Origin of the sequence: Streptomyces sp. NPDC058000 (genome assembly GCF_042886435.1) — a bacterium.
Lineage (GTDB): Bacteria > Actinomycetota > Actinomycetes > Streptomycetales > Streptomycetaceae > Streptomyces.
Map to the genome: position 1 here is coordinate 1 of NZ_JBHVQS010000018.1, position 13,870 is coordinate 13,870.

Here is a 13,870-nt window from a genome sequence, read left to right on the forward strand (position 1 = left end):
GGTTGATAGGCCAGATATGGAAGCGCCGTAAGGTGTGGAGTTGACTGGTACTAATAGGCCGAGGGCTTGTCCTCAGTTGCTCGCGTCCACTGTGTGGTTCCCGGGTTGCGAACAGTCGCAGCGTCGGTTGAACCAGTTCAACTTCTTTAATTGAAGAGTGTGCTTGTTCGCTAGAACCCGAATGGGTTTCGGTGGTTATAGCGTTAGGGAAACGCCCGGTTACATTTCGAACCCGGAAGCTAAGCCTTTCAGCGCCGATGGTACTGCAGGGGGGACCCTGTGGGAGAGTAGGACGCCGCCGAACAATCTTTCAAGGACCCTTGGTCCCAGCGTTCAGCTGGGACCAAGGGTCCTTTTTGCTTTGCCGGAGCGCGCCGAACGGATCGGTGCGTGAGAATGAATGCAGTAACGAAGACAGGAGTCACGTCGATGTCCACCAACTCTTCCGACGATCGTTCGGAGCGCCGGCCGAGGCGCGACGACGGCGACCGTGGTGGTTTCCGGCGGGATGACCGGGGGCCGCGGCGGGACAGCCGCGACAGCCGCGACAGCCGCGACAGCCGCGACAGCCGCGACAGCCGGGACGGCCGGGATAGCCGTGGCGGTGAGCGCGGTGGTTTCCGGCGCGATGACCGTGGCGAGCGCGGCGGTGACCGTGGTGGTTTCCGCCGGGATGACCGCGGTGGTGAGCGTGGTGACCGTGGGGGTTTCCGGCGCGAGGAGCGGCGGGACGACCGGGGCGGTGTCCGGCGAGACGACGACCGGGGCGGCTTCCGTAAGGACGGTGACCGCGGTGGGTTCCGTAGGGACGATGACCGTGGAGGTTTCCGGCGGGATGAGCGTGGGGGCGAGCGCGGTGGGTTCCGGCGGGATGACCGGCCCGAGCGGCGGGATGACCGTGGTGGGTTCCGGCGTGACGATCGGCCCGAGCGGCGGGACGACCGGGGCGGGTTCCGGCGGGATGACAACCGGGGCGGCTTCCGTAAGGACGATGACCGCGGGGGCTTCCGGCGGGATGAGCGTGGGGGCGAGCGCGGTGGGTTCCGGCGTGACGATCGGCCCGAGCGGCGGGACGACCGCGGTGGGTTCCGGCGGGATGACAACCGGGGCGGCTTCCGTAGGGACGATGACCGCGGGGGCTTCCGGCGGGATGACCGCGGTGGAGAGCGTGGTGACCGTGGGGGGTTCCGGCCCGAGCGGCGTGATGACCGTGGTGGGTTCCGGCGTGACGACCGGCCCGAGCGGCGGGACGACCGGGGCGGGTTCCGGCGGGATGACAACCGGGGCGGCTTCCGTAGGGATGACGACCGTGGTGGGTTCCGTAGGGACGATGACCGTGGTGGGTTCCGTAGGGATGACCGGTCGCGGGCGCCGCGGCGGGACGATGAGCGCGGTGGCGGTTTCCGGCGGGACGACGACCGCGGGGGCTTCCGTAGGGATGACGAGCGTGGCGCGCGGCGGCCGTACGGCGGTGGGCGTGGCCGGGATGACCGTCGGGACGGGCCGCGGCGGGATGACCGTCGGGACGAGCGGCGGGACCGGGACCGGGACCGGGAGCCGATCAAGCGGCTGCCGATTCCGGAGGACGTGACCGGCGAGGAGATCGACAAGGCGGTGCGGCAGGAGCTGCTGAGCCTGCCGAAGACGCTGGCCGAGGACGTCGCCAAGAACCTGGTGATGGTCGCGCGGCTGCTCGACGAGGAACCGGAGACGGCGTACGAGTACTCGCGGGTGGCGCTGCGGCTGGCGTCGCGGGTCGCGGCCGTGCGGGAGGCCGCCGGCTTCGCGGCGTACGGGGCCGGGAAGTACGGCGAGGCGCTGAAGGAGTTCCGGGCCGCGCGGCGGATGACCGGCAGTGCGGAGCTGTGGCCGGTCATGGCGGACTGCGAGCGTGGGCTCGGGCGGCCGGAGAAGGCGCTGGCGATGGCCGGTGAGCCCGAGGTGCAGAAGCTGGACCGGGCCGGGCAGGTCGAGATGCGGCTGGTCGCGGCCGGGGCCCGGCGGGACATGGGCCAGACGGACGCGGCGGTGGTGACGCTGCAGAGCCCCGAGCTGGCGTCGAGTGCGGTGCACCCGTGGACGGCGCGGCTGCGGTACGCGTATGCGGATGCGCTGCTGGAGGTCGGGCGCGAGGGCGAGGCGCGGGACTGGTTCGCCAGGGCGCTGGAGGCCGATCAGGCCGGGACCACGGATGCCTCGGACCGGCTGGCCGAGCTGGACGGGGTGCAGTTCACCGACGCGCTGGACGAGGAAGCGGACGCGGAAGCGGGCGCAGACGCGGGCGAGGCCGCGGGGGACGCGGAGTCCGGTAAGGGGTCCGAGAAGGCCGAGTAGTCGTTGCGGCCGATAGCGGAGTAACAGAGAAGGGGCGGGCCCGGGGGGCCCCCCCCGGGGTGGGGGGGGGGGGGGGGGGGGGTGAGGGGGCGGACCGGGGGCAGGGGTTGTGGAGGGTGCCGATGAGTTGGAGGGCGCCGGCCGGGTCCTGGAGGTCGACCATCTGCTCGTTGTTGCGCAGCTGGAGGCGGTTGAGGCAGGACAGGGCGAACTCGGGGACGAAGATGTCGTACTCGGCGAACTTGTCGGCGAGGTGGGGGTGGGCCGCCTGGTAGTCGGCGACGGTGGCGGCGACGGTGCGCCAGAAGGTGTCCTCGTCGAGGACGTCGAGGTCGGCGAGGGTGGCGCTGAGGAAGCGGAGGAAGCAGTCGAAGACGTCGGTGAAGACGGAGAGCAGCTTCTTGTCCTCGGGGACGTCGGCGCGGATGCGTTCGACGGTGGGGGGCAGGACCGCGTCGGCGGACATCACGGCGATTTCCTCGGCGATGTCCTTGAAGATCACGCGGGCCACCGCGCCGTCCTCGACGACCAGGATGGCGTTCTCGCCGTGCGGCATGAAGACCAGGTCGTAGGCGTAGAAGGAGTGCAGGACCGGGGTGAGGTAGGCGTCGAGGTAGCGGCGCAGCCACACCTCGGGGGCCAGGCCGGACTCCGCGATGAGGGCGGCGGCGAAGGAGTCGCCGGCGCGGTCCACGTGGAGGAGGGAGGCCATGGTGGCCAGCTGCTGGCCCGGTGCGAGGGTGGGGACCGGGCTCTCCCGCCAGAGGGCGGCGAGCATCTTGCGGTACGGGGAGCCCTTGTCGGTGGCGGCCTCGTACTGGCGGTGGTGGTAGCCGATGGCGGCGCGCTCGCGGATGATCGAGAAGCGGGCGGCCCGGAAGGTGTCGTCGGCGTCGATCAGGCGGGCCAGCCAGTCGTTGATGGCCGGGGTGGCTTCCATGTAGGAGGAGGAGAGGCCGCGCATGAAGCCCATGTTGAGGACCGAGAGGGCGGTCTTGACGTAGTGCTTCTCGGGGCTGGTGGTGTTGAAGAAGGTGCGGATGGACTGCTGGGCGAGGTACTGGTCGTCGCCGGGGCCCAGGCAGACCAGGCGGCGCTGGGCGACCTCGGCGGCGAAGGTGACGGAGAGCTTGTTCCACCACTGCCAGGGGTGGGTGGGGAAGAAGTAGTAGGCGTCCGGGTCGAGGCCGAGTTCGGTGAGGGTGGTGGTGAAGCGGCTGCGGGTCTCGGCCGGCAGTTCGGCGCCGATGAGGGTGTCGTAGTCGAGGTCGGCGCCGGCGGTGAAGGTGCTGTGGTCGCGGTGGGCGGCCAGCCAGATCAGCGTCAGCGGGGCGGCGGCCTCGGGGGCGTAGGCGTGGTACTCGTGGACGCCGAAGCCGAGGCGGCCGTTGTTGGCGACGAAGCAGGGGTGGCCCTCGGTCATGCCGGTCTCGACGGCCTGGAAGCCGGCGGTGGCGAGTTCGGCGGCGGTGGGGGCCTTGCCGGCGAGCTTGTACGCGGTGCCGGAGAGGGTGGAGCTGATCTCCTCCAGGTAGACCGGGAGGACGGTCGGGGACAGGCCCAGGGACGTGTGGAATTCGGTGATGAAGTCCAGGGCGTCCAGGGGGAGTTGGGTGCCGTCGCGGTGGCGGGTGATGCTGTCCGGGGCGATCTGCCAGTGGTCGAGGGCCTGTCTGCGGGCGGTGAAGCGGTAGGTGGTGGTGGCGTCGTCGCTGCGTACGGCGTAGCGGTCCGGGTCGTCCAGCGGCTCGGGGGTCAGCAGCCGTTCGTGGGCGAACTCGGCGAGTGCCTTGCGGACCAGGGCGCGGTTGGCGCGCGCCCACAGGTCGGGGGTGAGGTGGGCGACGGCGTCCTGGGCGGGCTGGTGCGGGGCGGTGGGGGCGGACATCAGCGGTCTCCTCGGGTGGCCAGGAACTGGTCGCGGGTGCAGGTACTGAGGTAGGCGTCTTTGGAGGGGAGCGAGACGGTGCGGACCACCTCGAAGCCGACGGCCTCGTTGAGGGCGTGGACCGCGGTGTTGCGGGTGTCCGGTTCGACCACCACGCGCTGGACGGCGGGGTCGGCGAAGAGCATGTCCATGACGGTGGTGAGGACGGCGTGGGTGAAGCCGTGGACGGGGGTGTCCGTGGGGGCCGTCAGGAAGTGCATGCCGATGTCGCCGGGGCGGGCGGCGTGGATGCCGACCAGTTCGCGGTGGGCGGGGTCGTAGCGCTCCATGAGGAAGGCCGGGGTGCCGTTGCGCAGGCCGAGGAAGGCGTCGTGGTACGGGTCGGCGTCGATCCGGGTGAACTCCTTCTCGACGGCGGCCAGGTCGCAGTCCTGCATCAGCCAGAAGACGGCTTTGGGGTGGGTGACCCAGGAGTGGAGGACGGGGGCGTCGGCGAGGGGGTCGACGGGCCGCAGGGTGAACTCCCCCAGCGCGGGGTCGGTGCGGGCGAAGGCGGGGGTGTTCATGCGGATATCTCCATCGGGTGGTGCGGACCGGCCGGGGCGGCGAACTCCTGGAAGGCGATGGCCTTTTCGACCGGGTAGTACTCGCGGCCGAGCAGCTCGCGGATGATGCAGGAGTTGCGGTAGGCGGCCATGCCGAGGTCGGGGGTGACGAAGCCGTGGGTGTGCAGTTCGGCGTTCTGCACGTAGATGCCCCGGCCGGCGGTGTCGATGCTGTAGTTGCGGGCGACGTCGTAGCGGCCGGCGGCGTCCCAGGCGATGCGGTCGCGGACCGGGTCCAGGAAGTCGGGGACGCGGTAGCGGTAGCCGGTGGCGAGGATCAGGCCCTGGGTGGTGAGGGTGAAGTCCCGCCCCTGCTCCTCCTGCCGCAGGCCGAGGGTGTACGTGCTGGTGGCCTCGTCGTAACGGGCCTGCTGGAGGCCGGAGTTGGTGAGCAGGCGGGTGCGGACCGGGCCGGCCAGCCGCTTCTGGTAGAGCAGGTCGAAGATGTCGTTGATCAGCTCCGAGTCGATGCCCTTGTAGAGGTGCTTCTGGGAGGCGTTGAGGTGGTCGCGGGTGGCCGGGGGGAGGGCGTGGAAGTAGTCCACGTACTCCGGGGAGGTCATCTCCAGGGTGAGCTTGGTGTATTCGAGGGGGAAGAAGCGGGGGGAGCGGGTGGCCCAGGTCAGGTGGTAGTCGTGGGCGTCGATGTCCTGGAGGAGGTCGTAGTAGATCTCGGCGGCGCTCTGGCCGCTGCCGACGATGGTGATGCTGTCCTTGGCCTGGAGGGCGGGCTTGGCGTCCAGGTAGCCGGCGTTGTGCAGCGCGTCGCCGCCCAGGTCGCGGCAGGCGTCGGGGAGGTGCGGCGGGGTGCCGGTGCCCAGGACGAGCTTGCGGGCCCGGAAGGTGTGCTTCTCGCCCTGGTGGTCGGCGTGGACGACGTAGACCTCGGCGGTCTCGTCGTACTCGACGGTGGTGACCTTGTGGGAGAAGCGGACCGTGTCGAGTTTTCCGGTGGCCCAGCGGCAGTAGTCGTTGAACTCGGCGCGCAGCGGATAGAAGTTCTCGCGGATGTAGAAGGAGTACATCCGGCCCGATTCCTTCAGGTAGTTGAGGAAGGAGAAGGGCGAGGTGGGGTCGGCGAGGGTGACCAGGTCGGCCAGGAACGGGACCTGGAGGTGGCTGCTCTCCAGCATCATGCCGGGGTGCCAGTCGAAGCCCGGCCGGTCGTCGAGGAAGAGGCCGTTGAGCTCCTCGATGGGCGCGGTCAGGCAGGCCAGGCCGAGGTTGAAGGGGCCGAGTCCGATGGCGAGGAAGTCATAGGGGGCGTCGTGGGGGACGGTCACGGGGGTCTCTCCGGAGATGGTCGGTCGGTGGGGAGGTCAGCGGGCGCTGAGGGCCGGTGCGGGCGGGCCGGCCTGGGGCTGCTCGGCCAGGTGGCGGCCGGCGTGCTCGGCGATCAGGTCGAGGACGGTGGCGATGTCGTCGAGCGTGGTCTCCGGGTTGAGCAGGGTGAACTTGAGGTAGTGCCGGCCGTCGACCTTGGTGCCGGCGACGATCGCGGCACCGGAGGCGAAGAGGGCTTCCCGGGCGTGCAGATTGACCCGGTCGGTGAGCTCGGGGTCCTGGGTGCCGCCGGGGAGGTAGCGGAAGACCAGGGTGCTCAGCTGGGGTTCCACCACGACTTCGAAGCGCGGGTCGTCGTGCAGCAGTTTCCAGGCGTCGGCGGCCCGGTCGATGACCTCGTCGAAGAGTTCGCCGATGCCCTGGGCGCCCATGGTGCGCAGGGTCAGCCAGAGTTTGAGGGCGTCGAAGCGGCGGGTGGTCTGGAGCGATTTGTCGACCTGGTTGGGGATGCGCTGCTCGACCATCCGGCGCGGGTTGAGGTAGTCCGCGTGGTAGGTGACGTGTCGGAGCGTGCTGCGGTCGCGGACCAGGACGGCGCTGGAACTGACCGGCTGGAAGAAGGACTTGTGGTAGTCCACGGTCACCGAGTCGGCGCGCTCGATGCCGGCGAGCAGGTCGCGGCGGCGGGAGACCAGCAGGCCGCAGCCATAGGCGGCGTCCACGTGCATCCAGGCGCCGTACCGGGCGGCCAGGTCGGCGATCGCCGGGAGCGGGTCGATGGAGCCGAAGTCGGTGGTGCCGGAGGTGGCGACGATCGCCATGGGTATCAGGCCGTCGCGGCGGCAGCGCTCCAGTTCGGTGGCGAGCGCGTCGGTGCGCATCCGCTTGGTGTCGTCGGCCGGTACGGCGATGACGGCCTCCGCGCCCAGGCCGAGCAGGGTGGCGGACTTGCGGATGCTGAAGTGGCTGCAGGCGGAGGTGAGGATGCGCAGCCGGGGGAGGAGGTCGGTGAGTTGGGCGTCCTCGGGGGAGCCCTGGCGGGCCAGTTCGCGGCGGCAGGTCTCGTCCCGGGCGAGGAGCATGGCCTGGAGGTTGGACTGGCTGCCGCCGCTGGTGAAGATGCCGTCGGCGGCTGCGCCGAGGCCGATCCGGGCGGCCGTCCAGTCGATCAGGCGGCGTTCGATGAGGGTGCCGCCGGCGCTCTGGTCCCAGGTGTCGAGGGAGGAGTTGACGGCGGACAGCACCGCCTCGCCGACCAGGGCGGGGATCACCACGGGGCAGTTGAGGTGGGCGAGGTAGCGCGGGTGGTGGAAGTAGATCGCGTCGCGGAGGTAGACCTGCTCCAGTTCGTCCAGGGCGGCGGCCGGGTCGTGGAGCGGGGTGTCGAGGTCCACGGCGTCGACGGTGGGCGCCAGTTCGTCGACCGAGACGCCGGTGAAGGGGCGGTCGGTGGTGGCGATCCGGTCGCTGATCCGCGTGACGCTCTCGCTTACGGCGGCGCGGTAGCGGTCGGCGGTGTGGTTGTTGAGGAGATAGGTACGGCTGTCGGCCGGATCCTCGGCGGAGTGCGCGAGGCGACTCATGAAGTGCCCTCCCTGGAGCGGGGTCAACCGCGTCCTGTGCAGGGTGCGGACGTGTGCACAGGGGCAGGAGAGCCCGCCCGGTGACGCAGTGAGGTAAGCCTAACCTAACTGGATCACCGGTTGGGTGCGGGGCCCCCGGCCCGGGCCGGACCTGGGGGTACTTCCCGCGCCTCCCGGGCGGCAGGGGGGAGGATCAGCTCCCTTCGTCGTCCAGCGTGCGCAGCACCAGACCGGTCGCCGGCTTGGGGCCGAACGAGGTGGACTTGCGGGGCATCGTCACGCCCTGCTCGGCGAGTTGACGGACCGTTTCCTCCGAGGTGGCGCGCATCAGGACGGCCGTCCCGCCGTGCCGGGCGGCCTGCGCCACCGCCGCCTCGGCGTGGTGGAGGTAGCCGATGTCCGACGGGTGGTCGGGGATCCGCCAGACCTCGTCCAGCAGGACGGAGTGCAGCACCGTCGCGTCCAGTTGACGCCACGCCTCGGGCCGGTCGGTGCGGACCGCCCGGTCGAGCAGCCCGGGGTCGGGGCGGTCCAGGAGGTGGAAGGAGTCCGGGCCGCCGGAGAGTACGAAGGCGTTGCCCGGGGTCTCCGCCAGTGCCTCCAGCGCGGCGGACATCTCGCCCGGCAGCCGGCGGGCCCGGAACGCGCCGGCCAGGTCCGCCAGTGCCTTGGCCGGCGGCAGGTGCGGCAGCACCCGGTGGATCGCCCGGACCTGGAGCGGATAGCGGGCGGTGTCGACCAGCAGCACCAGCCCGGATGCCCAGGGGGAGTCCGGCCCGGCGTCCGGCCGCTGTTCGTGGAGCCGCTGGTAGGTCGCCCAGCGGTGGTGGCCGTCGGCGATCAGGGCCCGGCGGTGGGCCAGGTCCGCGTCCACGGCGGCCAGCTCCGCCGGGTCGGTGACCGCCCACAGGCGGTGCGCGAAGCCGTCCTCGGTGGTGGTGGCGAGCAGTGGGGTGCGCAGGACGGTGCGTTCGATGACCGCGGTGGCGCCGTTCGCGGTGTTCTGACCGCGGTACGACAGCAGCAGCGGCTCGAAGTTGGCGGCGGCGGCACCCATCAGGGCGGCCCGGTCCTCGACCACCTCCGGGATGACGTCCTCGTGCGGCAGTACCGGGCCGTCGAGTCGGAGCGCGCCGATCAGGCCGCGCTGGAGGACGTCGCCGCCGCGCTGCTCGTAGACGTACAGCGCGGGTTCCGGATCCGGGGTGAGGATGCCTTCCGCGCGCCAGCGCCGCAGGGTCTCGGCGGCCTGGCGGTGGCGGGTGGCCGGTTCCACGGCGTGCGGCAGGATCAGCCGGACGATGTTGTACGGGTCGGAGGTCTCCAACTCGCGGACCCCGTCCGGGCGGACCACGACGTCGTAGGGCGGGGAGGTGACCGCGGTGAGGCTGCTGACCCGGTCCGGGGCGTAGCGCAGGCCGCGGAACGGGAGGAGGCGGAGGCCGTCGGAACTGGTCATTGAAGAATGCTATGCCTGGAGGGGGTGCGGGATGATCGGGGGAGCGGCCGTGAATCGGCCGGAAACATCGAGAGCCGCGCGGCGGCGGACGGACCGACCCGGTGGGGCCGGGCGAAGGTCCGTCCCGGCGGGCGGGCGGACCTTCCGTACGGCACGGAGGAGCGAGGAGCGGGACGGCATGGAAGAGCAGATCGCCGGGTGGGCGGGCGGGAGCGAGCAGCGTTGGGCGGGCGGGAGCGAGCAGCGTTGGGCGGGCGGGAGCGAGCAGCGTTGGGCGGGCGGGAGCGAGCGGCGTCGGGCGGGCGGGAGCGAGCGGCGCGGGCCCGACGGGTGCCGGCGCGCGTTGAGTGAGGCGTACGACACGGCGCTGCTGGATCTGGACGGGGTGGTCTACGCCGGCGGACGGGCCATCGGGCATGCCGTGGAGTCGCTGACCACGGCGCGCGAGGGCGGCATGCACCTCGCGTACGTGACCAACAACGCGGCCCGGACTCCGCAGGCGGTCGCCGACCAGCTGTCCGGATTCGGTCTGCCGACGACCGCGGAGGATGTGATCACCTCGGCGCAGGCGGTGGCCCGGTTGATCTCCGAGCAGGTGCCGGCCGGTTCCCGGGTGCTGGCCATCGGGGGCGAGGGGCTGCGGGTGGCGTTGCGTGAGCGCGGGCTGGTGCCGGTGGGGTCGGCGGACGACGATCCGGCGGCGGTGGTCCAGGGCTACGACCCGACGCTGGACTGGGAGCGGCTGGCCGAGGCCGCGTACGCGGTGCAGCGCGGGGTGCCGTGGTTCGCGTCCAACACCGACCTGACCATCCCCAAGGAGCGGGGGATCGCGCCGGGCAACGGCGCGCTGGTGGAGGTGGTGCGGATCGCCGCCGGCGGGGCGCCGCAGGTCGCGGGGAAGCCGCAGCCGCCGATGCACCGGGAGACGGTGCTGCGGACCGGTGCGCGGCGGCCGCTGGTGGTCGGGGACCGGCTCGACACCGACATCGAGGGCGCGTGGAACGGTGGGGTGGACTCCCTGCTGGTGCTCACCGGCGTCACCACCCCGGCCGCGCTGCTGGCCGCGCCGCCCGAGCACCGGCCGACGTATGTGGACGCGGACCTGCGCGGGCTGCTGCGGCCGCAGCCGGAGGTGACCGCGGACGGCACCGGTTTCGGCTGCGGCGGCTGGCGGGCCGAGGCGGCGGGGGACGAACTGGTTCTGGACGGCGAGGGGGAGCCGCTGGACGGGCTGCGGGCGCTGTGCGCGGCGGCCTGGACCGCGGCGGGCGCCGGGAGTTGCCGGGCGGACGCGACCAAGGCGCTGCACCGGCTCGGTATGTGACGGGGCGTTAGGAGAGGGTGTCGGGGCCGTCGGGCGGTCCCTGCCGCGTGGAGCGGCAGGGCCGCGCGTCGGGGCGGTGGGCGGGGTGGCTCACTCCTGGCCGGCGGCGGCCGCCGCCGCGGTCAGCTCCGCGATCAGGTCCTCCTCGGTGGCGCCGCGCCGCCAGTAGCCGGTGAACTTCACCGCGCGGCGGTGGAAGCCGCGCTCCCCGACGAGGTGGCGGCGCACCGCCTTGACGGAGCCGGCCTCGCCGGCGATCCAGGCGTACGGGGTGCCCTCGGGCAGGTCGGCGGCGCGCAGCGCGTCCAGGACGGGTGCGCCGTGGCCGGCCGCCGCCGGGTCCCGGACGAGCCAGGTGACCTCGGCGTCGGCGAAGGTCGGCAGCGCCTGCCGGTCGCCCTCGTGCCCGACCTCGATCCACACCTTGGCCACGGTGCCGGGGGAGAGCCAGGCCAGGATCCCGGAGATGGCAGGGAGGGCGGTCTCGTCGCCGGTCAGCAGGATCCAGTCGGTGCCGGGCGGTGGCCGGAAGTCCACCCCGCCGTTGTCCTCGACGGCCGGGGCGAGGACGGTCAGCCGGTCGCCCGGCCGGGCCCGGACCGCCCAGCGGCTGGCCGGGCCGCTGCTGGACGGGGGTCCCCCCGCTCGAACGGAGTTGAGAGTGGGGGAGGCCGGGTCGTCGGCCCCGTGCAGCGCGAAGTCCACGTCGAACTCGCACGGGTCGGGGCGCTGTTCGCGGATCGTGTAGGAGCGCATCACGGGGCGCTCGGCCGGGTCCTGGGCCCGCCAGGCGGTGTACCAGCCGTCCCCCGTGTCCTCGAAGACCGGTGCGGTCTGGTGAGGCTGCGGGAGGAACAGTTTGAAGCGCTGGTCCCGGCCGCCGGACGCCAGTTCGTCCAGCCGTTCGCCGGTGAAGGTGATCCGGACCATGGACGGGCCGAGCCGCCGGGTGCGGACGACCTGGACGTCGAAGAAGCGGAACGGCGCGGTGGTGGGGGCGGCGGTCGCGGTCATGAGGGATCCTCCCGGGTCGGTACGGGCTGGTGGGCGGTCCGGGCCGGCAGCGGGGTCGGCCCGGTGGTGCGTCAGGTGACCTTCTTCGCGTGCTCGATGGCCCGGGCGAGCGATTCGATGAGCGGTGCGGCGCCGGCGTAGGAGAAGCGCGGCTCGCTGGACCAGGGGGCGATCTGGCCGGCCTTGACGGCGGGGAGTCTGTTCCAGGACGGCTTGGCGGCCAGGTCCTTGGGCTGGAGGGTGGCGGTCCGGTTGTCCAGCGGGAGCCCGTCGACCTGGTACTTGTCGGCGTTCTCCCGGCTCAGGTTCTCGAAGTAGCCGCCCTTGCCGCCGCCGCTCACGGAGCCCTCCGACTCCTTGCCGCCCCCGCAGGCGGCGAGCGGGGCGCCGATGCCGACGGCGCCGCCCGCGGTCAGGATGCCGCGTCGGGACCGGGATACGCTTCGGAGGGTCTGCATGGTGGTGGTGCTTCTCTCCGGAGGCGGCGGGCCTCCAACGGGCAGGGTGGACGCGTCGAACCGGTCGGGCCGGTAGATCGACTGCTTGTGAGGGTAGGCTAACCTAACTCGCGTGTTGGTAGACAGTCCCCCCGTTGGCAGTCCCCCCGACGCGGCGACGACCCCCACCGCACCGGGGCGGCGGCCCGCCGTCCGCGCCGCGGGGTGGGGCGCATCCGTCGTCCTCCTCGCCGGCGCCGCCCTCGGCCTCGCCGGCACCGTCATGCAGGCGCTCACCCGCAACCCGCTCGCCGACCCCGGTGTCCTCGGCATCAACGCCGGCGCCTCGGCCGCGGTGGTCTCCGCCATCGGCTTCCTCGGCGTCACCTCGCTCTCGGGCTACGTGGGGTTCGCCTTCGGCGGCGCCGCCTTCGTCGCCCTCACCGCGCCCCAACTCGCCCGCCGACTCACCGGTTCGCCCGGCCCCGACCTCCGGCCCGCCGCCCTGATGGGCGCCACCCTGCTGGTCGCCGCCGACTGGGCCGCCCAGCGGCTCTTCGCCGCCGACCAACTGCCGGTCGGCGTGCCGACCGGCGCCCTCGGCGGCGGCTACCTGCTGTGGCTGCTGGTCATCGAGCGGAAGGCGGGACGCGTATGAGCGAGCGGCCGGGCACCCCTCAACGCGACCCCCGGCGCCCCCGGCAGCCTCAGCGAACCGACCACCCCCACCACCCCAGGAGCCCTGTAGTGAGCCGTCTCGCGGCCGAGAACGTCACCCTCGCCTACGACCAGCGGACCATCGCCGAGAACCTCTCGGTCACCATCCCCGACCACTCCTTCACCGTCATCGTCGGCCCCAACGCCTGCGGCAAGTCCACGTTGCTGCGCGCGCTGTCGCGGATGCTCAAGCCGACCGCCGGCGCGGTGCTGCTCGACGGGCAGAAGATCTCCGCCCTGCCGGCCAAGCAGGTCGCCCGGACGCTGGGGCTGCTGCCGCAGTCCTCGATCGCCCCGGACGGCATCACCGTCTCCGACCTGGTGGCCCGCGGCCGCTACCCGCACCAGGGACTGCTGCGCCAGTGGTCGGCCGAGGACGAGCGGATCGTCGGGGAGTCGATGGCCGCGACGGGTGTGGCCGAACTGGCCGACCGGTACGTCGACGAGCTCTCCGGCGGACAGCGGCAGCGGGTCTGGATCGCCATGGCGCTGGCCCAGCAGACGCCGCTGTTCCTCCTCGACGAGCCGACCACCTTCCTCGACATCCAGCACCAGATCGAGGTCCTGGATCTGTGCGCCGGCCTCCACGAGGAACAGGGCCGCACCCTGGTCGCGGTGTTGCACGACCTCAACCAGGCGGCCCGCTACGCCACCCACCTGATCGCCCTCAAGGACGGCGAGGTGATCGCCGAGGGCGCGCCGTCGGACATCGTCACCGCCGACCTGGTGAGCCGGGTCTTCGGCATCGACTGCCGGATCATCGACGACCCCGAGACCGGTACCCCGCTGGTCGTCCCGGCCGCCCGCCGGCCCCGGGAGGCCGCCGCGTCGGCGTCGGCCCCGGTGTCGGCTACAGCAGGGTCCTGAGCCGCAGCAGATCGCGCAGCCCGGCCTCCAGCTTCACCCGGCCGCTGCTCCACGCCCGGGCGAAGTTCAGCCGGCCGTCCACCAGCGCGACCAGGTCGTCCCCGGTCATGGTCAGCCGGATCTCGGCCTTGTCCGGCGGCGGCCCGGCGACGCAGGTCACGTCCCGCAGACCGCCCTCGGCCAGCCGGCCGACGAAGGTGGTGTCGAGGTCGGTGATGCGGCAGCTGACGGAGCGGTCGAGCGCCGCGGCGCCGCGCACCTCGCCGTCCGCCGAGGACAGGTTGTGGGCCAGCCGGTCGAGCGCGGCGCGGCACTGGTCGAGAGTTGCCATCGCGCCCGACGATACGCCAGGCCACGG

The 13,870-nt window shown here is 72.4% G+C and carries 11 protein-coding genes, 1 rRNA gene and 3 pseudogenes; 7 read left to right on the forward strand and 8 right to left on the reverse strand.

The window, feature by feature from the left end; genetic code table 11:
• Positions 1 to 187 precede the first annotated feature (187 nt).
• The 3 genes from rrf (at position 188) to ACFVT2_RS19210 (ending at position 2,334) form a co-directional block, all read left to right on the forward strand.
• Positions 188 to 304: ribosomal RNA gene (gene rrf / locus ACFVT2_RS19200) — 5S ribosomal RNA — on the forward strand.
• Between the two features lie 300 nt (positions 305 to 604).
• The gene (locus ACFVT2_RS19205; protein WP_390019110.1) at positions 605 to 1,591 is read left to right on the forward strand and encodes a hypothetical protein; all 987 of its coding nucleotides are present in this window, start codon (positions 605 to 607) and stop codon (positions 1,589 to 1,591) included.
• Positions 1,588 to 2,334, forward strand: coding sequence for a hypothetical protein (locus ACFVT2_RS19210; protein ID WP_390019113.1), 747 nt, complete (start codon positions 1,588 to 1,590; stop codon positions 2,332 to 2,334). The genes ACFVT2_RS19205 and ACFVT2_RS19210 overlap by 4 nt, the downstream gene beginning before the upstream one ends.
• On the opposite strand, the gene ACFVT2_RS19215 is transcribed toward ACFVT2_RS19210, so the two are convergent.
• From ACFVT2_RS19215 to ACFVT2_RS19235, 5 genes are all read right to left on the reverse strand, one after another.
• Entirely contained in the window at positions 2,231 to 4,222 is a 1,992-nt protein-coding gene (locus ACFVT2_RS19215; RefSeq protein ID WP_390019115.1) for an IucA/IucC family protein, read from the reverse strand. The genes ACFVT2_RS19210 and ACFVT2_RS19215 overlap by 104 nt on opposite strands.
• The gene (locus ACFVT2_RS19220) at positions 4,222 to 4,788 is read right to left on the reverse strand and encodes a GNAT family N-acetyltransferase (protein WP_390019118.1); all 567 of its coding nucleotides are present in this window, start codon (positions 4,786 to 4,788) and stop codon (positions 4,222 to 4,224) included. Before ACFVT2_RS19220 ends, ACFVT2_RS19215 begins: the two co-directional genes overlap by 1 nt.
• On the reverse strand, positions 4,785 to 6,110 hold the full coding sequence (locus tag ACFVT2_RS19225; protein ID WP_390019120.1) for a lysine N(6)-hydroxylase/L-ornithine N(5)-oxygenase family protein: 1,326 nt from the start codon (positions 6,108 to 6,110) through the stop codon (positions 4,785 to 4,787). Before ACFVT2_RS19225 ends, ACFVT2_RS19220 begins: the two co-directional genes overlap by 4 nt.
• A gap of 36 nt (positions 6,111 to 6,146) precedes the next feature.
• Positions 6,147 to 7,694 carry a pyridoxal phosphate-dependent decarboxylase family protein gene (locus ACFVT2_RS19230; RefSeq protein ID WP_390019122.1) on the reverse strand — a complete coding sequence of 516 codons (1,548 nt, stop codon included), beginning with the start codon at positions 7,692 to 7,694 and terminating at the stop codon, positions 6,147 to 6,149.
• 193 nt (positions 7,695 to 7,887) lie between these two features.
• Positions 7,888 to 9,153 carry a DUF1015 family protein gene (locus ACFVT2_RS19235; protein WP_390019125.1) on the reverse strand — a complete coding sequence of 422 codons (1,266 nt, stop codon included), beginning with the start codon at positions 9,151 to 9,153 and terminating at the stop codon, positions 7,888 to 7,890.
• A 178-nt stretch (positions 9,154 to 9,331) separates the two neighbouring features.
• Here ACFVT2_RS19235 and ACFVT2_RS19240 point away from each other — a divergent pair, with 178 nt between their 5' ends.
• Positions 9,332 to 10,477: an HAD-IIA family hydrolase gene (locus ACFVT2_RS19240; protein ID WP_390019127.1), complete on the forward strand. Its 1,146-nt coding sequence runs from the start codon at positions 9,332 to 9,334 to the stop codon at positions 10,475 to 10,477.
• A 90-nt stretch (positions 10,478 to 10,567) separates the two neighbouring features.
• On the opposite strand, the gene ACFVT2_RS19245 is transcribed toward ACFVT2_RS19240, so the two are convergent.
• On the reverse strand, positions 10,568 to 11,491 hold the full coding sequence (locus ACFVT2_RS19245) for a siderophore-interacting protein (protein WP_390019129.1): 924 nt from the start codon (positions 11,489 to 11,491) through the stop codon (positions 10,568 to 10,570).
• Positions 11,492 to 11,562: 71 nt separating this feature from the next.
• Positions 11,563 to 11,817: pseudogene (locus tag ACFVT2_RS19250) on the reverse strand (ABC transporter substrate-binding protein); the annotation flags it as partial.
• A gap of 394 nt (positions 11,818 to 12,211) precedes the next feature.
• Here ACFVT2_RS19250 and ACFVT2_RS19255 point away from each other — a divergent pair.
• The 3 genes and pseudogenes from ACFVT2_RS19255 to ACFVT2_RS19265 all read left to right on the forward strand — a co-directional run.
• A pseudogene (locus ACFVT2_RS19255) lies at positions 12,212 to 12,259 on the forward strand (hypothetical protein); the annotation flags it as partial.
• 87 nt (positions 12,260 to 12,346) lie between these two features.
• Positions 12,347 to 12,586: pseudogene (locus ACFVT2_RS19260) on the forward strand (iron chelate uptake ABC transporter family permease subunit); the annotation flags it as partial.
• 89 nt (positions 12,587 to 12,675) lie between these two features.
• Positions 12,676 to 13,512, forward strand: a complete 837-nt coding sequence (locus ACFVT2_RS19265; RefSeq protein ID WP_390019132.1) for an ABC transporter ATP-binding protein — start codon at positions 12,676 to 12,678, stop codon at positions 13,510 to 13,512.
• On the opposite strand, the gene ACFVT2_RS19270 is transcribed toward ACFVT2_RS19265, so the two are convergent.
• Positions 13,496 to 13,843, reverse strand: a complete 348-nt coding sequence (locus tag ACFVT2_RS19270; RefSeq protein WP_390019134.1) for an SCP2 sterol-binding domain-containing protein — start codon at positions 13,841 to 13,843, stop codon at positions 13,496 to 13,498. The genes ACFVT2_RS19265 and ACFVT2_RS19270 overlap by 17 nt on opposite strands.
• Between the last annotated feature and the right edge of the window lie 27 nt (positions 13,844 to 13,870).